The sequence below is a fragment of the Bauldia sp. genome, assembly GCF_020442045.1.
Lineage (GTDB): Bacteria > Pseudomonadota > Alphaproteobacteria > Rhizobiales > Kaistiaceae > Bauldia.
In genome coordinates, this window is sequence record NZ_JAGRLA010000062.1 from 38,051 (window position 1) to 53,244 (window position 15,194).

General features: G+C 67.0%; 14 protein-coding genes. 6 read left to right on the top strand and 8 right to left on the bottom strand.

Features of this window, described 5'->3' with window-relative positions; translation table 11 throughout:
- Positions 1-6: 6 nt before the first annotated feature.
- Both KDJ86_RS07350 and KDJ86_RS07355 read right to left on the bottom strand, forming a co-directional pair.
- Positions 7-3,111, bottom strand: a complete 3,105-nt coding sequence (locus KDJ86_RS07350) for a helicase-related protein (RefSeq protein WP_291744458.1) — start codon at positions 3,109-3,111, stop codon at positions 7-9.
- Positions 3,112-3,460: 349 nt separating this feature from the next.
- Positions 3,461-4,318, bottom strand: coding sequence for a DUF3108 domain-containing protein (locus KDJ86_RS07355; RefSeq protein WP_291744460.1), 858 nt, complete (start codon positions 4,316-4,318; stop codon positions 3,461-3,463).
- A 239-nt stretch (positions 4,319-4,557) separates the two neighbouring features.
- On the opposite strand from KDJ86_RS07355, the gene rpmB reads away from it, so the two are divergent.
- Complete coding sequence (gene rpmB, locus KDJ86_RS07360; RefSeq protein WP_291744462.1) at positions 4,558-4,860, top strand: 50S ribosomal protein L28; 303 nt, start codon at positions 4,558-4,560, stop codon at positions 4,858-4,860.
- A gap of 34 nt (positions 4,861-4,894) precedes the next feature.
- Here the strand turns inward: rpmB and KDJ86_RS07365 are convergent, their stop codons facing one another.
- The 4 genes from KDJ86_RS07365 to KDJ86_RS07380 form a co-directional block, all read right to left on the bottom strand.
- The gene (locus KDJ86_RS07365; protein WP_291744464.1) at positions 4,895-5,917 is read right to left on the bottom strand and encodes an esterase-like activity of phytase family protein; all 1,023 of its coding nucleotides are present in this window, start codon (positions 5,915-5,917) and stop codon (positions 4,895-4,897) included.
- On the bottom strand, positions 5,914-7,812 hold the full coding sequence (gene cobT, locus KDJ86_RS07370) for a cobaltochelatase subunit CobT (RefSeq protein ID WP_291744466.1): 1,899 nt from the start codon (positions 7,810-7,812) through the stop codon (positions 5,914-5,916). The genes KDJ86_RS07365 and cobT overlap by 4 nt, the downstream gene beginning before the upstream one ends.
- A gap of 9 nt (positions 7,813-7,821) precedes the next feature.
- Positions 7,822-8,808 carry a cobaltochelatase subunit CobS gene (cobS, locus tag KDJ86_RS07375; RefSeq protein WP_291744468.1) on the bottom strand — a complete coding sequence of 329 codons (987 nt, stop codon included), beginning with the start codon at positions 8,806-8,808 and terminating at the stop codon, positions 7,822-7,824.
- A 175-nt stretch (positions 8,809-8,983) separates the two neighbouring features.
- Positions 8,984-9,586: a J domain-containing protein gene (locus KDJ86_RS07380; protein WP_291744470.1), complete on the bottom strand. Its 603-nt coding sequence runs from the start codon at positions 9,584-9,586 to the stop codon at positions 8,984-8,986.
- Between the two features lie 66 nt (positions 9,587-9,652).
- On the opposite strand from KDJ86_RS07380, the gene KDJ86_RS07385 reads away from it, so the two are divergent.
- On the top strand, positions 9,653-9,922 hold the full coding sequence (locus tag KDJ86_RS07385) for a BolA family protein (protein WP_291744472.1): 270 nt from the start codon (positions 9,653-9,655) through the stop codon (positions 9,920-9,922).
- On the opposite strand, the gene KDJ86_RS07390 is transcribed toward KDJ86_RS07385, so the two are convergent.
- On the bottom strand, positions 9,919-10,443 hold the full coding sequence (locus KDJ86_RS07390) for a hypothetical protein (RefSeq protein ID WP_291744474.1): 525 nt from the start codon (positions 10,441-10,443) through the stop codon (positions 9,919-9,921). The two genes, KDJ86_RS07385 and KDJ86_RS07390, sit on opposite strands and share 4 nt — an antisense overlap.
- 37 nt (positions 10,444-10,480) lie before the next feature.
- Positions 10,481-11,587, bottom strand: coding sequence for a 3-isopropylmalate dehydrogenase (gene leuB, locus KDJ86_RS07395; RefSeq protein WP_291744476.1), 1,107 nt, complete (start codon positions 11,585-11,587; stop codon positions 10,481-10,483).
- A gap of 217 nt (positions 11,588-11,804) precedes the next feature.
- Between leuB and sdhC the strand changes: the two genes are divergently transcribed.
- The 4 genes from sdhC to KDJ86_RS07415 are packed head-to-tail and all read left to right on the top strand — an operon-like array spanning position 11,805 to position 15,162.
- Entirely contained in the window at positions 11,805-12,203 is a 399-nt protein-coding gene (gene sdhC / locus KDJ86_RS07400) for a succinate dehydrogenase, cytochrome b556 subunit (protein ID WP_291744477.1), read from the top strand.
- A complete protein-coding gene (gene sdhD, locus KDJ86_RS07405; RefSeq protein WP_291744478.1) occupies positions 12,203-12,589 on the top strand; it encodes a succinate dehydrogenase, hydrophobic membrane anchor protein in 387 nt (128 codons plus the stop codon). Before sdhC ends, sdhD begins: the two co-directional genes overlap by 1 nt.
- Before the next feature lie 5 nt (positions 12,590-12,594).
- The gene (sdhA, locus tag KDJ86_RS07410; RefSeq protein ID WP_291744479.1) at positions 12,595-14,430 is read left to right on the top strand and encodes a succinate dehydrogenase flavoprotein subunit; all 1,836 of its coding nucleotides are present in this window, start codon (positions 12,595-12,597) and stop codon (positions 14,428-14,430) included.
- 30 nt (positions 14,431-14,460) lie between these two features.
- Complete coding sequence (locus KDJ86_RS07415) at positions 14,461-15,162, top strand: sulfotransferase family 2 domain-containing protein (protein ID WP_291744480.1); 702 nt, start codon at positions 14,461-14,463, stop codon at positions 15,160-15,162.
- Positions 15,163-15,194: the final 32 nt, after the last annotated feature.

Consider the following 15,194-nt stretch of genomic DNA (forward strand, 5'->3'; position numbering starts at 1 on the left):
CTCCGCCTAGCCGTCCTGGTCCCGCGATTCCAATTGCGCCTTCAGCGCGGCGAGCGCCGCGAAGGGCGAATTCGGATCAGCGGTCTTTTCGCGCGGCTGGCGGCTGGCGGCGGGCTGCCTCGGCTTGCCGCCGCGATGGCCCTCGGCCTTCCGGTCGCCGCCTCGCGGCTTGCGCTGGCGATTCTTCTGCCCGTTGTCGCCGCCATCGGCTTTCGCCGCCTGCGCGGCGCGATCGTCCGGCCTCGTCGCGCCGCCGGGCCTTGTCCGCGCCTGGCGGTCGGGCCTGCCGTGGCGGCCGGCGGGGCGGCCCGAGCGCTGCGGCCGCCAGATCTCGACAAACGCCGGCTCGTCCGGCCCGGCGGCTTCGACCGGGGCCGTGCCGGCGGTCTCGGTAGCCGGGATCCCGGCGCCCTCGGCGGCCACCGCTGGCGCGGCTTCCGCCGGTGCCACGGGCGCTGCCTCCTCCGTCACGGCCACGGGCTGGTCGGCGCCGCCATCGGGGGCCGTCGATCCGGCAGCTTCGTCCGGCACGACCGTTTCAATCGGACCATCGGCCGCGACTGCTGTTTCCTCCGGCGGCTCGGCGTCCCCGGCAGGTGCGTCCCCGGTATCGCCGCCAGACGTGGCGGCGTCGCCGGCCGCCGGTGGTTCAGCCGGCTTCGGCTTGCGTTCCATCCGGTAGCCAAGGGCGCGGAGGACCGAGGAAAAATCCTCGCCGGAGCAGCCGAGCAGCGACGTCATCGCGACCGTGACGGTGAAGCCGTTGCCGGGAACGGCGCCTTCGGGCGGCTCCGGCCGATCCGTCGTCGGCCGCCAGGCGATCAGCGGCCGGATCAGGTCGGCCAGCCGTTCGAGGATATCGATGCGGATCGCCATGTTGCCGGCGACGCGATAGCCGACGACGCGGTAGAGAGCCGCCGGGATGGCGGGATCGACGGGAACGCTGGTGCGGCCGGTGGCGGCGAGGGTGGTCAACCCGCCGACCTCGTCGAAGCCGCCATGCCTGAGGACCCAGAACGTTGCGAGCAGGGCGCTTGGCGCCGGCTTCAGCAGCGCCGGCACGTAGATGTGATGCGCTCCGAAGCGCACGCCCAGGGCGCGCATTCCGGCGCGGGCGTCCTGATCGAGGCCGCGGACCTCCTCGGCGATCTCCGATCGATCGATGGTGCCGAAATTCTCCGCCAGCCGGAAGGCGATGCCGCGCGCCGCGGGCGCAAGATTCTCCGCGTCGCGGAGGTCGAAGAGCGGTTTCAGCAACTCGCCGGCCCGGGTGGCGAGCCAGAGGTCGATGCGGGTCTGCACGAGCTCACGCGAGGCGGGCGCCAGGGCATCGTCGGCGAGCAGGATCAGACGGGGGCGAAGCGCGTCGTCGCTTTCGGCCAGGCGGGCGATCGCCGCGCCCTGCCAGCGCAGGGTGCCGTCGGTCGCCAGCGCGAAATCGGCATTGCCGGCGGCGGCGACCTGTTCGGCGCGCCTGGCGATCTCGCCGGCGAGCGACTTGGCCGCGGTCGCGCGCAGCGCCTTGGCGTCGGGGCCGTCCGCTCCGGCGTCCGGGGCAAACCGGAAGCCGGACAGCGTGCCGATATGCTGGCCCTCGACCAGCACGTCGCCACCGGACGTGATCTCCGCTTCGAGCATCGCCTTCTCTTTCAGTCGCCTCAGCAGCACGCTTGTCCGGCGATCGACGAAACGGGCGGTCAGCCGCTCGTGCAGCGCGTCGGACAGACGATCCTCTATCGCGCGCGTGCGCTCCTGCCAATGGCCGGGATCAGCGAGCCAGTGAGGGCGATTGGCGGCGAAGGTCCAGGTGCGGATATGCGCGACGCGGTTGGCGAGGGTATCGATGTCGCCGTCATCGCGATCGGCGAAGGCGACCTGGCGGGCGAACCAGTCGTCGGCAATCCGGCCGTCGCGGGCGAGGAATCCGAAGATCGTCGTCACCAGCTCGGCGTGATTGGCCGGTGCGATCTTGCGGTAGTCGGGGATCTGGCAGACGTCCCAGAGCATCGAGACATCGGCCGGCGACGTCGCGGCGTCGCGTATCTCCGGGCTTCGGCTGACCGCTTCGAGCACCGTGACGTCGACGGTCGGCGGCGCCTTGGTGAGCGCGCCATCCGGCGGCGCCTGGTCGAGGCTCGCCTTGAGGGCGACGAGGGAGGAGAAGTCGAGATCGCGACTCCGCCATTGCACGGTCTTGACCGGATCGAATTCGTGGCATTCCAGGGCGGCGACCAGTTCGTCGGGGAAGGGGTCGACGCGTCCGGTGACCCCGAAGCTGCCGTCGCGCATGTGGCGCCCGGCGCGTCCGGCGATCTGGCCGAATTCCGAGGCGGTCAGGCGGCGGAACTGAAAGCCGTCGAACTTGCGGTCGGCGGCGAAGGCGACATGCTCGACGTCGAGATTGAGGCCCATGCCGATCGCGTCGGTGGCGACGAGGAAATCGACGTCGCCGGACTGGAAGAGCTCGACCTGGGCGTTCCGCGCCCGCGGGCTCAGCGAGCCGAGGACCACCGCCGCGCCACCGCGCTGGCGGCGGATCAGCTCGGCGATCGCATAGACCTCGTCGGCGGAGAAGGCGACGACCGCGGCGCGGCTCGGCAGCCGGGTGATCTTCTTCTGGCCCGAATAGCTGAGCACCGACATGCGCGGCCGGGTGACGATATTGGCATCAGGGAACAGCCGCTCGACGATGCCGCGCATGGTGGCGGCGCCGAGGAGCAGCGTTTCCTCGCGCCCGCGCAGGTGCAGGATGCGGTCGGTGAAGACGTGACCCCGCTCGAGGTCGCCGGCAAGCTGGATCTCGTCGACGGCGAGAAACGCCGCGTCGGTATCGTTGGGCATCGCCTCGACGGTGCAGACACGGTATTTCGCGTCCGGCGGGATGACTTTCTCCTCGCCGGTGATCAGCGCGACCTTGTCCGGGCCGACCCGTTGGGCGACGCGGCCATAGACCTCGGCGGCGAGGAGACGCAGCGGAAGGCCGATCAGGCCACTCTCGTGGCCGAGCATCCGCTCGATGGCGAGGTGGGTCTTGCCGGTGTTGGTCGGGCCGAGGACGGCAACCAGCTTTCCGCCATGGGACGCGCCGTTCGAATTCGACTGGAAACTCATGCCGTCTTCAGGGGCTCCGTTCACTCAAAAGCGGCCGTCGACCGGCCGCTGCCCTGAGCCGATGTAGCACGGAGACGCAACGGTTTTGCTGCGGAATTTCGCGGAAAACCCTCGTCGGTGGAACGAGACTGGAACAAAACCGGCCCGAATCGCTGACTCCAGATGTTTCCCGCTCCGTTCCCTACGACATGTGCGCGCGGTCCCGGGACTCGCCCCAATATCTAGGTGAAACAGGGATAATGCACAAATTCTGGCGCATCGGCCCAAGAAAGCGAGTCGGCACACGCTCAAATGTGGCGAAAACGTGTCAAGCGAGATCCGGGCCTCTGTGGATAGCGGGGACAAGAGCCTACTCGGCGGACGCCCGCTCTTCCGTCGCGTCCGTCGTGAAGCGTGTCGCATAGACGATGACGTCGCCAAGCCTGGTGCCGATCAGGATGCGATAGGGGACGAGCAGGTTCTTCTTCTCCACCGGCGCCAGCCAGACCTCGAGGCGGTTGTCGTCGAGGAGGTCATTGAGGGAATCGGCGTGCGAACGATGGCCGGCAACCGGGACATAATGGGCCCCGCAGACGATGATCCTGCCGGCATATTTGCCGTCCCCGCCATCGACCGCCTTGGTCTGCTTGTAGAAGAGCCGCACGTCGAACCGCGTCCAGCCGTCGAAGATATTGATGGTGCGGTCGCAGGTGGCGCGTCCGGAAACCGGGCCGCCATGGGCGACCGGCACGATGAAGGCGCCGAGCGGATCGACGATGCCGGTCTTGTGGCGCGGCGTCACCGGAACCCGGTCGGGGGCGGCGGAAAGGCTCGGCACCGCGACGAGATTGGTGATCTTTCCGCCCTTCATGGCCATGCTGACATAGGTGCCGAAACCGCGCTCCATGGTTTCCTGATTGAACGTCGCGGGCAGGACCTTGGTGCCGGAGATATGGCCGGAGCCGGAAAGCCGCGCCCGCGCGTCGGAGACGAGACGCGACACGCCGCCGGTCGAGCCGGTGATCGTCGCCGCATAGGAATCGCCGGCGAAACGGCTTTCGACATTGGCGTGGCCGACGACGGCGGTGCCGATGGCGATGGCATAGGTCGCCTTCAGCGTGGTGGTTTCGAGCGCGCTGAGGCCTGTTGGAAAGAGGGTGAGGGAAAACAGGGCCGCGACCGCAGAAAGCCGGGTACCGATACCGCCTGTTCGAATTTGGCCGCTCATTGGCATGATGATGCCACATCAGCCGGCCAGGCCGGCAGTCCCATCGCCGCACCGTGAGCGCGGACGGTTAATGATTCGCCGTCTCCCTTAATAAGGGAATTGACCACGAGGGTCACGCGCCTATCCCTGCTTGACGCTCGCGCGACGGCTGACTATAGGATGCCGCCTTCCATCAGGATTTCAGTCGCTGCCTTGCCGAATGGGCGGGGCGCGCTCGCGAAGACAAAAGGACGTATCCCATGGCGCGCCGCTGTGAGTTGACCGGTAAAGCGGTCCAGACCGGCAACAATGTCAGCCACGCGAACAACAAGACGCGCCGGCGGTTCTTGCCCAATCTCAACCAGGTGACGCTGATGAGCGACGCACTCGGCCAGAGGGTGCGGCTCAAGATCAGCTCCAAGGCCCTGCGCTCGGTCGAGCATCGCGGCGGGCTCGACAAGTTCCTGCTGGCTTCGCGCGACAGCGAGCTGTCGCTTCACGCCCGTCGCATCAAGCGGCAGGTCGAGAAGCGCGTCGCCGCCGAGCAGGCGCAGGCCTCCTGAGGGATTTCGGCCCGAACCGGCGCACCGGCGCGGTTCATCCGATCAGCGCGAAGTAGAGCAGCAGGGTCCGCTGCAGCGGGCTGCCGTTGTCGTCCGATACGATGGCGATGATGGTCTCGCCTTGCTCGTTCACATGGACGGCGAGGCCTTCCATGTTGTCGATCTGGAAGCGGAGATCCGCCGCGACCAGGGTTTCCGCGGCGACCACAGCGCCGCTCGCCAATTCCTCGCCGGCGATCCTGCGGATCCGCATCGTGAAGCCGAAAGGGAAGCTCAGCGCGCGCTCGAGGATCAGCAGGTCGCCGTCGGGCAGGAAGGCGGCGTCGGTGATCCCGTAATCGCTGTCGCCCGATATCTCGAACGATCCCGCCTTCGGCCCGCCGACGATCCAGCCGCGGTGATCGTCGCTGCCGCGCGGCGGTTCCTCCGCGATCACCACGAAGGCCCCGCCGAGGGGGCCTGAGGCCGGCGCGATCGCCAGCGCTTCAAGCCCGGTATTACGGGGGAGCGAGCGAACGGCGCCCGGCAGATCGACAGGATGCGACGCCGAGATCGCGAAGTCGGGACCATCGAACCGGCGCATGTCGTTGACGCCCTCGAAGGTGACGTAAGCCACGTCGTGCGAGCCGTCTTTGTCGATGCGAAAACCTTCGGCGTCGCCCCAGGCCTTGCCGGAGAGCGGAATGCCGGCGTTGTTGAGCATCGGCGCGACGCGCCCGTCCTCGAGTCCGGTCAGGCGCCCGTCGGTCGTGACCGGTCGCGCCGCGAACCAGCGTCCACGATCGGAAACGGCGTAGAGCGTGCCGTCGGAGGCGAAGTCCAGTCCCGAGAGCGAGCCGAAGCGGCGGTCCGGGGAGGAGAGCTCCAGCCCGCCGCGGAATTGCAGGGGGCCGAAGACCTGCTTCGGCAGCGACGGGAGGAAGGTCTCGATCGGCCTGGCGTGGAGCGCGATCGGCTGGAAACCGGGAGACGCCGCGCGGGCAAGAACCGGCAGCGCCAGGCAAAGAAAGCCGCCGGAAAGCAACGAACGGCGGTCGACCCCGTGCCGCCGGCTCATTGCAGCAGGGCGCGCCTTCTGGTGCGCGCCGGCCGCGGCGCCGATACGCCCTCCTCGCTGAACAGCTCGGCGAGCTTGTCGGTCATTGCGCCGGCCAGTTCCTCGGCATCGACGATCGTCACCGCGCGCCGGTAGTAGCGGGTGACGTCGTGGCCGATGCCGATGGCGATCAATTCGACCGGCGAACGGGTCTCGATCTCCTCGATGACGTGGCGCAGGTGACGCTCGAGATAGTTGCCGGGGTTGACGGAAAGCGTCGAGTCGTCGACCGGCGCCCCGTCCGAGATCATCATCAGGACCTTGCGCTGCTCGGGCCGCCCGATCAGCCGCGCATGCGCCCAGGCGAGCGCCTCGCCGTCGATATTCTCCTTCAGCAGCCCCTCGCGCATCATCAGGCCGAGATTCCGCCGTGAGCGGCGCCAGGGCGCGTCGGCGCCCTTGTAGACGATGTGACGAAGGTCGTTGAGCCGGCCCGGATTGGCGGGCTTGCCCGCCTGCAGCCACGCCTCGCGGGACTGGCCGCCTTTCCAGGCGCGGGTGGTGAAGCCGAGAATCTCGACCTTGACGCCGCAGCGCTCGAGCGTACGGGCGAGGATGTCGGCGCAGGTCGCCGCGACGGTGATCGGCCGCCCGCGCATCGACCCGGAATTGTCAAGCAGCAGCGTCACCACGGTGTCGCGGAATTCGGTGTCGCGCTCGGCCTTGAAGGAAAGCGGATGCATCGGGTCGGTGACGACGCGCGACAGGCGCGCGGCGTCGATCAGGCCCTCTTCGAGGTCGAATTCCCAGGCGCGGTTCTGCTGCGCCATCAATCGTCTTTGAAGGCGGTTGGCGAGGCGCGCGACGGCGCCCTGGAGATTGACGAGCTGCTTGTCGAGATAGGCGCGCAGGCGGTCGAGCTCGGCGGTGTCGCAAAGCTCCTCCGCCTTGATGGTCTCGTCGTAGCGGGTGGTGAAGGCGCGATAGTCGGAGGTCGGCGGCATGTTCGAGAAAGGCGCCTCGGCGCGACGCGATTCGCCCGCCTCGCGCGCATCGGACAGCTCGCTATCCTCGATCATCTCCTCGGTTTCGGCCTCGGCCGATTCACCTTCGCCGGCCTCGGCATCCTCGGCCGCGGCCTCGACGTTTTCAGGGCTCGCGGCCTCGGCGGCCTCGCTCGCATCGGCGGCGCCGTCATTCTCCTCCGGCTCGCCGGCGTCACCCTCGTCGCCGTCGTCGTCGCCGCTCTCGCCGCCGAGCTCGTCGGCCATGTCGAGCGAGGCGATCAGGTCGCGGAGGGCGAGCGCGAAGCGCCCCTGGTCGTCCAGCGCGGCGTCGAGCCTTTCGAGATCGTCGCCGGCCCGCTCCTCGATCCAGTCGCGCCAGAGGTCGACGACCTTGCGGCTCGATTCCGGCGGCGGCTTTCCGGTCAGCCGCTCGCGAACGATCATCGCCACCGCGTCCTCCAGCGGCGCGTCGGCCTGGTCGGTGATCTCGTGGTAGTTGCCGCGATGGTAGCGGTCCTCGAGCATCGCATCGAGATTCTCCGCGACGCCGCCCATCCTCAGCGAACCCAGGGCCTCGACCCGGGCCTGCTCGACCGCGTCATAGACCGACCGGGCGTTTCGCCCCTCGGGCATGTTGGCACGATGGATCGCCGTGTCGTGGCAGGCGAGCCGCAACGCGATCGAATCGCCGAGCCCGCGGGTCACGGCGATGTCGTTCGCCGTCATCTTGCGCGGCGGATCGGGGAGACGCGCCTTGTGGCCGGACAGGAGCGGCCGATCGGCCGCGAAGCTCACCTCGAGCTCGGGGTCGCCCGCGATCGCCCGCATGCAGCCGGTGATCGACCGCTTCAGCGGATCAGCCGGGCTCTCGGCACCCTTGCCACGCGATGTCTCGTTGGATCCAGCCACGACGCACCGTCAGCTCAGGACGACGTTGGCAGCCGACTGAGGCAGCTCCTGGTTGAAGCAGCGCTGATAGAATTCAGCGACCAGCGGCTGCTCGAGTTCGTCGCATTTGTTGATGAAGGTCACCCGCAGGGCGAAGGCGATATCCGAGAAGATCTCGGCATTCTCCGCCCAGGTGATCACCGTACGCGGGCTCATGACCGTCGAAAGGTCGCCGTTGATGAAGGCGTTGCGGGTCATATCGGCGACGCGGACCATCTTGCCGATGATGTCGCGCTGCTCGGCATCGCGATAGCTCGGTACCTTGGCGGCGACGATATCGACCTCCTTGTCGTGCGGCAGGTAGTTCAGCGTGGTGACGATCGACCAGCGGTCCATCTGGCCCTGGTTGATCTGCTGGGTGCCGTGATAGAGGCCGGAGGTGTCGCCGAGGCCGACGGTGTTGGCGGTCGCGAAGAGCCGGAAGGCCGGGTGCGGCCGGATCACCTTGTTCTGGTCGAGCAGCGTCAGGCGGCCCTGGACCTCCAGGACACGCTGGATAACGAACATGACGTCCGGCCGGCCGGCGTCATACTCGTCGAAGCAGAGCGCGATATTGTGCTTCAGCGCCCAGGGCAGGATGCCGTCGCGGAACTCGGTGAATTGCTGGCCGTCGCGCAGCACGATGGCATCGCGGCCGATGAGGTCGATCCGGCTGATATGGCTGTCGAGATTGACCCGGACGCAGGGCCAGTTGAGGCGCGCCGCGATCTGCTCGATGTGGCTCGACTTGCCGGTACCGTGATAGCCCGAGACCAGAACCCGGCGATTGTGGGCAAAGCCGGCAAGGATGGCGAGCGTCGTCTCGCGGTCGAAGAGGTAGTCCGGATCGGTATCCGGAACATGCTCGTCGCCGACGGAATAGGCCGGAACCTCGAGATCGCTGTCGATCCCGAAGACCTGGCGAACGGAAACCTTCATATCGGGCGTGGGAGCCCGTTCTTCTTGCGCTTCAATCATAATTCCCCCGCAGGGCGAGTTCGCGTGCCCTCGGTTCGAGGTGTCAAAAAAGGCTGTGATCGCGGAAATCAGGCGCAGACCAACAGGATTGGCGTGCTTTATATAGGAAGTCCGCCGGAATTGGGAAACAGCTTCGTCGGCCGGAGAAGGATAACGCCCCGCGTCGCGACGGGGCTCAGCAGAAGCCCGCGGATTTGAGGTAGTTGTAGGCCTGAATGATTTGCCGCAGCCGGTCTTCCAGGCTGCGATCGCCGCCGTTGGCGTCCGGATGGAGGCGCTTCACCAGCTCCTTGTAGCGCGCCTTGATCTCCTGGCCGCTTTCCGTCCCCTCCAGATCCAGCGCCTCGAAGGAACGGCGTTCGAAATTGCCGAGGGGGCGCCGCGGCTCGGGCTCGGCGGATTGTCCATTGGCCGCGCCGCCGAAAAAGCCGAAGGGATCGACAAAGGCCTCGCTCCATTGCGGCCGGGCCGAACCGCCGGCCCCCATCTTGTTGACGCCGACATTCCAGGTCGGCCGATGCCCGGTCGAGGCGGAGCGCTGATAGGCGACGATGTCGTCGTCCTGCATGCCTTCGAAATAGTTGTAGGACTTGTTGTATTCGCGGACATGGGCGATGCAGAAATTATGATATTCACCCTCGCGGTGCCGGCCCTTGGGGGCGCGGTAGCCGCCGGCGTTCCGGCACCCTTCCCATTCGCAGCGTTGCGGCTCCTGCGGTTCCGCGGGATTCTCCGGCTTGATGCGGATGCTGTCGAAATATTTTGAGTTCAGATCCATGGCCCGAATTATTATCTGCCGGTCGATGGCCGACAAGAAGTGGATCGGCTTCAGGGGGACGATTTGATGACGACCGGTACGGAAGAGAGAATCACGCGGACGTTAACCGAGGCTTTTCGTCCGGCCCAGATCGATGTGGTCGATGAATCCGATCTGCACAAGGGTCACGCGGGCCATCGTCCCGAAGGCGAAACGCATTTCCGCGTCCGCATCGTGTCCGAGGCCTTCCGCGGACGGAGCCGCGTCGACACCCACCGCCTGATCAACGCCGCGCTCAAGCAGGAACTCGAGGGCGGCGTCCATGCCCTGGCGATCGAGGCGAAGGCTCCCGACTAGGTCGCCCGTTCCGTCCCCGCCTCGCGCTGGCGGCGGGTATTGGTCTCGAAATCCTCGATCGCTTCCGGAGCGATCTGCCGCAGCGTCTCCGGGATATCCCCGGCGATCGGCATCTCGAGATAGATCGGCCGCGGATAGCCCGGCGCGACGACGACCAGGTAATGGGTCCGGACGTTCCGCTTGGCGACCTTGATCCAGTGCCGCCAGCCGGTGAGCTGGCCGAGATCCTGTTCCAGCACCAGCGGGCGATAGGGCCGCCAGACCGCGATCGCCGACTTGCCGCTGGCGGGATCCGCATCAAGCCACTGGGCCTGGTCGCGCCCTTCGTTCCAGACGGTATAGCCGCCGACGATGCCGCCACCGACGAACAGGACGCCGAACATCGCCCCCGTCGGGTCCGGCGACCCGAGGGCGAAGGCGTTCCAGAGGTCCCACAGGCCGAACAGGATCACGACGACCAGGACGATCACCGAGATGTTCGACGTTCGCGCCAGCCGGCGGTTCTCGAAGACGCGGGTCATCGCGAAGGCTCCGACCGGGCGTGCGAACGGTTGCTGATCATGCGGCTGCTTCGAGCTCCGAGATGATCGCGGCGGTCATTTCGCCGGTACCGACGAGAGTGGACCCCTCGCTCATCAGATCGGGCGTCCTGAGGCCCTTGGCAAGAGCCGCGGCGATCGCCGCGTCGAGCTGGTCGGCCTCGGCGACCATGTTGAAGGAGTAGCGCAGCGCCATGCCGAAGCTCGCGATCATCGCGATCGGATTGGCTCTTCCCTGGCCGGCGATGTCGGGGGCGGAGCCATGGACCGGCTCGTAGAGCGCCTTGCGCTTGCCGGTCAGCGCGTCCGGCGCGCCGAGCGAGGCCGAAGGCAGCATGCCGAGCGAGCCGGTGAGCATCGCCGCGACGTCGGACAGCATGTCGCCGAACAGGTTGTCGGTGACGATGACGTCGAATTGCTTCGGTGCGCGGACCAGCTGCATGCCGCCGGCGTCAGCCAGCATGTGCTCGAGCTCGACGTCCTCGTATCCGTGCCTGTGGGTCTCGGTCACGACCTCGCGCCACAGCACGCCCGACTTCATGACGTTGCGCTTCTCCATCGAGGTGACCTTGTTCCGCCGGGTGCGGGCAAGCTCGAACGCGACGCGGGCGATCCGCTCGATTTCATAGGAGTCATAGACCTGGGTGTCGATCGCGCGCTTCTGGCCGTTGCCGATATCGGTGATCGTCTTCGGCTCGCCGAAATAGACGCCCCCGGTGAGCTCGCGCAGGATCAGGATGTCGAGGCCCTCGACCAGCTCGCGCTTCAGCGACGAGGCGTCGGCGAGCGCCGGGTAGACGATGGCGGGGCGAAGATTGGCGAACAGCTCGAGCTCCTTGCGGAGCCGCAGGAGACCTGCCTCGGGCCGGACGTCATAGCCGACATCGTCCCACTTGGGGCCGCCGACGGCGCCGAAGAGGACGGCATCGGCGGCAAGCGCCTTCTCCATCGTCGCATCGGCAATCGCCGCGCCATGAACGTCATAGGCGCTGCCGCCGACGAGGTCCTCCTCGCAGGCGAATCCCGCGCCGCGGGCATTGAACCAGTCGATCACGCTCCGGGTCGCCGCCATGACTTCCGGACCGATGCCGTCGCCGGGGAGAAGAAGGAGGTTCTTGGTGGTCATCGTGAGCCTTGAATAGATTTCGAAAGCGCTGGCGTACCGGTGAGACCCGGCAAATGCAAGTGTGGTCTGCCCGCCCGCGGGGGCAAACCGGACGACCCGGAGATGGCCGGAAAGGCGCGCCGGGTCGCCGTGCCGCGAAGCCTTTTGACGCGCTGCGGCACAGGCGCTAGAACCGTTCCGACAGCCTTATTCATTCACGCCGACAGGCACCGGGAACATGTCAACCGCCGATACCAAGGCGAACCGCCCGCTCTCGCCGCATATTCAGATTTACCACTGGCACCTGACGATGGCGATGTCGATCGCCCATCGGGCGACCGGAATCGCGCTCTATGCCGGTACCCTGCTGCTCACCTGGTGGCTGCTCGCCGCCGCGACGGGCAAAGGCTATTTCAAGCTCGTCAACGGCATCTTCGGCTCGTGGATCGGGCTGATCATCCTCTTCGGCTTCACCTGGGCCCTGATCCATCACATGCTCGGCGGCATCCGGCACTTCGTCTGGGATTTCGGTCATGGTTTCGGCAAGCCGGCGCGCGACCAGCTGGCGCTGGCGAACCTGATCGGCTCGATCGCGATCACGATCCTGGTGTGGATCATCGGACTGGCGGTGCGCTGATGGCTTCCGACATGCGCACGCCGCTGCATCGGGTTCTCGGGCTCGGCTCGTCCCACTCCGGCACCCTGCATTTCTGGCGGCAGCGGGTGACCGGCCTCGCCAACATCCCGTTGACCATCGCCTTCGTGATCATCGTCATCTGCATCGCGGGGCGTCCGTATGGCGAGGTCGTCGACGTGCTGTCCTCGCCGGTCATCGCCATCATCCTGGCCCTGATGATGCTGTCGATCGCCGTGCATATGCGCCTCGGCATGCAGGTGGTGATCGAGGACTATGTCCACGGGCCGGTGGCACGGCCGCTCGCGCTGATAGCCAATACATTCTTTGCGTTCGTGATCGGCGCGGGCTCGATCTTCGCGATACTGAAGCTCGCCTTTGGAGGCTGAACGACATGGCGGACGGCTCCAACGGTGACAATCGCGCGCCCGGCGTCAATGGCCGCGCCTATCCCTTCATCGACCACACCTTCGACGTCGTCGTCGTCGGTGCCGGCGGCTCGGGATTGCGCGCGACCCTCGGCGCCAGCGAAGCGGGCCTGAAGACGGCCTGCATCAGCAAGGTCTTCCCGACGCGCTCGCATACGGTGGCCGCCCAGGGCGGCATCGCCGCCTCGCTCGGCAACATGAGCAAGGACGACTGGCGGTGGCACATGTATGACACCGTCAAGGGGTCGGACTGGCTCGGCGACCAGGATGCGATCGAATACCTTTGCCGCGAGGCGCCGGCCGCGGTCTACGAGCTCGACCATTACGGGCTGCCCTTCTCGCGGACCGAGGACGGCAAGATCTACCAGCGGCCGTTCGGCGGCATGACGACGGAGTTCGGCGAGGGACCGCCGGCGCAGCGCACCTGCGCGGCGGCCGACCGCACCGGTCATGCCATGCTCCATACCCTCTACGGCCAGTCGCTCAGGCATTCGGCGGAATTCTTCATCGAGTATTTCGCCATCGACCTGATCATGGAGGACGGCGCCTGCCGCGGCGTCGTCGCGCTCTGCCTCGAGGACGGGACGCTCCACCGCTTCCGCGCCCACCGGACGATCCTTGCCACCGGCGGCTACGGACGGGCCTATTTCTCCTGCACCTCGGCCCATACCTGCACCGGCGACGGCAACGGCATGGTGCTCCGCGCCGGGCTGCCGCTGCAGGACATGGAATTCGTCCAGTTCCACCCGACCGGCGTCTACGGCGCCGGCGTGCTGATCACCGAGGGCGTGCGCGGCGAGGGCGGCTACCTGACCAATTCGGAAGGCGAGCGCTTCATGGAGCGCTATGCGCCCCACGCCAAGGACCTCGCCTCGCGCGACGTGGTCAGCCGTGCCATGACGATCGAGATCCGCGAGGGACGCGGCCATGGCACGGGCAAGGACCATATCCACCTGCACCTGTCGCATCTCGACCCGCAGGTGATCCACCAGCGGCTGCCGGGCATTGCCGAATCGGCGCGGATCTTCGCCGGAGTCGACGTCACCCGCGATCCGATCCCGGTGCTGCCGACGGTGCATTACAACATGGGCGGCATCCCGACGAATTATCACGGCGAGGTGCTGAACAAGGTCAATGGCGACCCCGACCAGACGGTGCCCGGCCTGATGGCGCTCGGCGAGGCCGCCTGCGTCTCGGTCCATGGCGCCAACCGGCTCGGCTCGAACTCGCTGATCGACCTCGTGGTGTTCGGCCGGGCGGCGGCGATCCGCTGCGCCGAGACCATCGAGCGGGACGGGAAGCATCGCGACCTGCCGAAGGATGCAGGGGAAATGGCGCTCACCCGGCTCGACCATTTCCGCTACGCGGATGGCGGCACGCCGACGGCGGAGCTCCGGCTCAGGATGCAGATGGCGATGCAGGAGGATTGCGCGGTCTTCCGGACCGGCGACGTCCTGCAGAACGGCCGCGACCGGGTCCAGGAAATCTGGAAGGGCAGCGACGACATCAAGGTCACCGATCGCTCCCTGATCTGGAACTCGGACCTCGTCGAGACGCTGGAATATGACAACCTGATCGTCCAGGCGATGGTGACGGTGCAATCGGCGCTGAACCGGACCGAGTCGCGCGGCGCCCACGCCCGCGAGGACTATCCGGATCGCGACGACGGCACGTGGATGAAGCACACCCTGGCCTTCATCGATCCCGAGAAGCACACCGTGCGGCTCGACAACCGCCCGGTCCACACCTACACGCTGACCAACGACGTCCAGTATATCGAGCCCAAGGCGCGGGTATATTGAGCGGCGGGGCGGGCAGCGGCCGCTTCACACATGATCCTCAGCCATAAGTACCGTTTCATCTTCCTGAAGACCGCGAAGACCGGTGGCACCAGCACCGAGCTGGCGCTGTCGCCGGTCTGCGGGCCGGACGACATCCTGGCGCCGCTCAGCCGGCCGGAGGAGCGGAAGCGGAAGGATTCGCCGGCGCGCAACTACGCGCTCGGCCTCGGCAGGCTCGGCATCCGTCTGCCCGGCGAGTTCCGCCATCACTTCCCGCAATTCTACGGCTATTACAACCACATGCCGGCGCGGCAGGTGCGAAGGATGGCCGGCGAGGAGACCTGGCGGGACTATTACAAATTCACGATCGAGCGGAATCCCTGGGACCGTCAGGTGTCCTTCTATTTCTGGCGGACGCGGCATGCGAAGCCGCGGCCCGACTTCCGCACCTTCATGCTGTCGCCGCGCCATCGCGGCAAGGCCTTCCGCTCGGCGCGGATGAAGAACTGGTGGACCTATACGATCGACGACCGGGTCGCCGTCGACCGGGTCATCCGCTACGAAGACCTGGCGGGCGAATTCGACGCGGTGTGCGACCATCTCGGTATCGGCGGCTCGGTTGCACTTCCCGGCGCCAAGGGCCACACTCGCAAGGACATTCGTCACTATCGGGACTTCTATGACGACGAAACGCGCGCGCTTGTCGCGCGTTGGTATGCGCGGGAGATCGATACTTTCGGCTACGAGTTCTAGACAGTCTGCCGACTGAGGCGTTTTTCGCCGGC

What these genes read in the sequence shown, in the direction of transcription:
- KDJ86_RS07350 (WP_291744458.1), bottom strand. Translation starts at nt 3,111, where the DNA reads ATGAGTTTCCAGTCGAATTCGAACGGCGCGTCCCATGGCGGAAAGCTG.
- KDJ86_RS07355 (WP_291744460.1), bottom strand. Translation starts at nt 4,318, where the DNA reads ATGAGCGGCCAAATTCGAACAGGCGGTATCGGTACCCGGCTTTCTGCG.
- rpmB (WP_291744462.1), top strand. Translation starts at nt 4,558, where the DNA reads ATGGCGCGCCGCTGTGAGTTGACCGGTAAAGCGGTCCAGACCGGCAAC.
- KDJ86_RS07365 (WP_291744464.1), bottom strand. Translation starts at nt 5,917, where the DNA reads ATGAGCCGGCGGCACGGGGTCGACCGCCGTTCGTTGCTTTCCGGCGGC.
- cobS (WP_291744468.1), bottom strand. Translation starts at nt 8,808, where the DNA reads ATGATTGAAGCGCAAGAAGAACGGGCTCCCACGCCCGATATGAAGGTT.
- KDJ86_RS07380 (WP_291744470.1), bottom strand. Translation starts at nt 9,586, where the DNA reads ATGGATCTGAACTCAAAATATTTCGACAGCATCCGCATCAAGCCGGAG.
- KDJ86_RS07385 (WP_291744472.1), top strand. Translation starts at nt 9,653, where the DNA reads ATGACGACCGGTACGGAAGAGAGAATCACGCGGACGTTAACCGAGGCT.
- KDJ86_RS07390 (WP_291744474.1), bottom strand. Translation starts at nt 10,443, where the DNA reads ATGACCCGCGTCTTCGAGAACCGCCGGCTGGCGCGAACGTCGAACATC.
- leuB (WP_291744476.1), bottom strand. Translation starts at nt 11,587, where the DNA reads ATGACCACCAAGAACCTCCTTCTTCTCCCCGGCGACGGCATCGGTCCG.
- sdhC (WP_291744477.1), top strand. Translation starts at nt 11,805, where the DNA reads ATGTCAACCGCCGATACCAAGGCGAACCGCCCGCTCTCGCCGCATATT.
- sdhD (WP_291744478.1), top strand. Translation starts at nt 12,203, where the DNA reads ATGGCTTCCGACATGCGCACGCCGCTGCATCGGGTTCTCGGGCTCGGC.
- sdhA (WP_291744479.1), top strand. Translation starts at nt 12,595, where the DNA reads ATGGCGGACGGCTCCAACGGTGACAATCGCGCGCCCGGCGTCAATGGC.
- KDJ86_RS07415 (WP_291744480.1), top strand. Translation starts at nt 14,461, where the DNA reads ATGATCCTCAGCCATAAGTACCGTTTCATCTTCCTGAAGACCGCGAAG.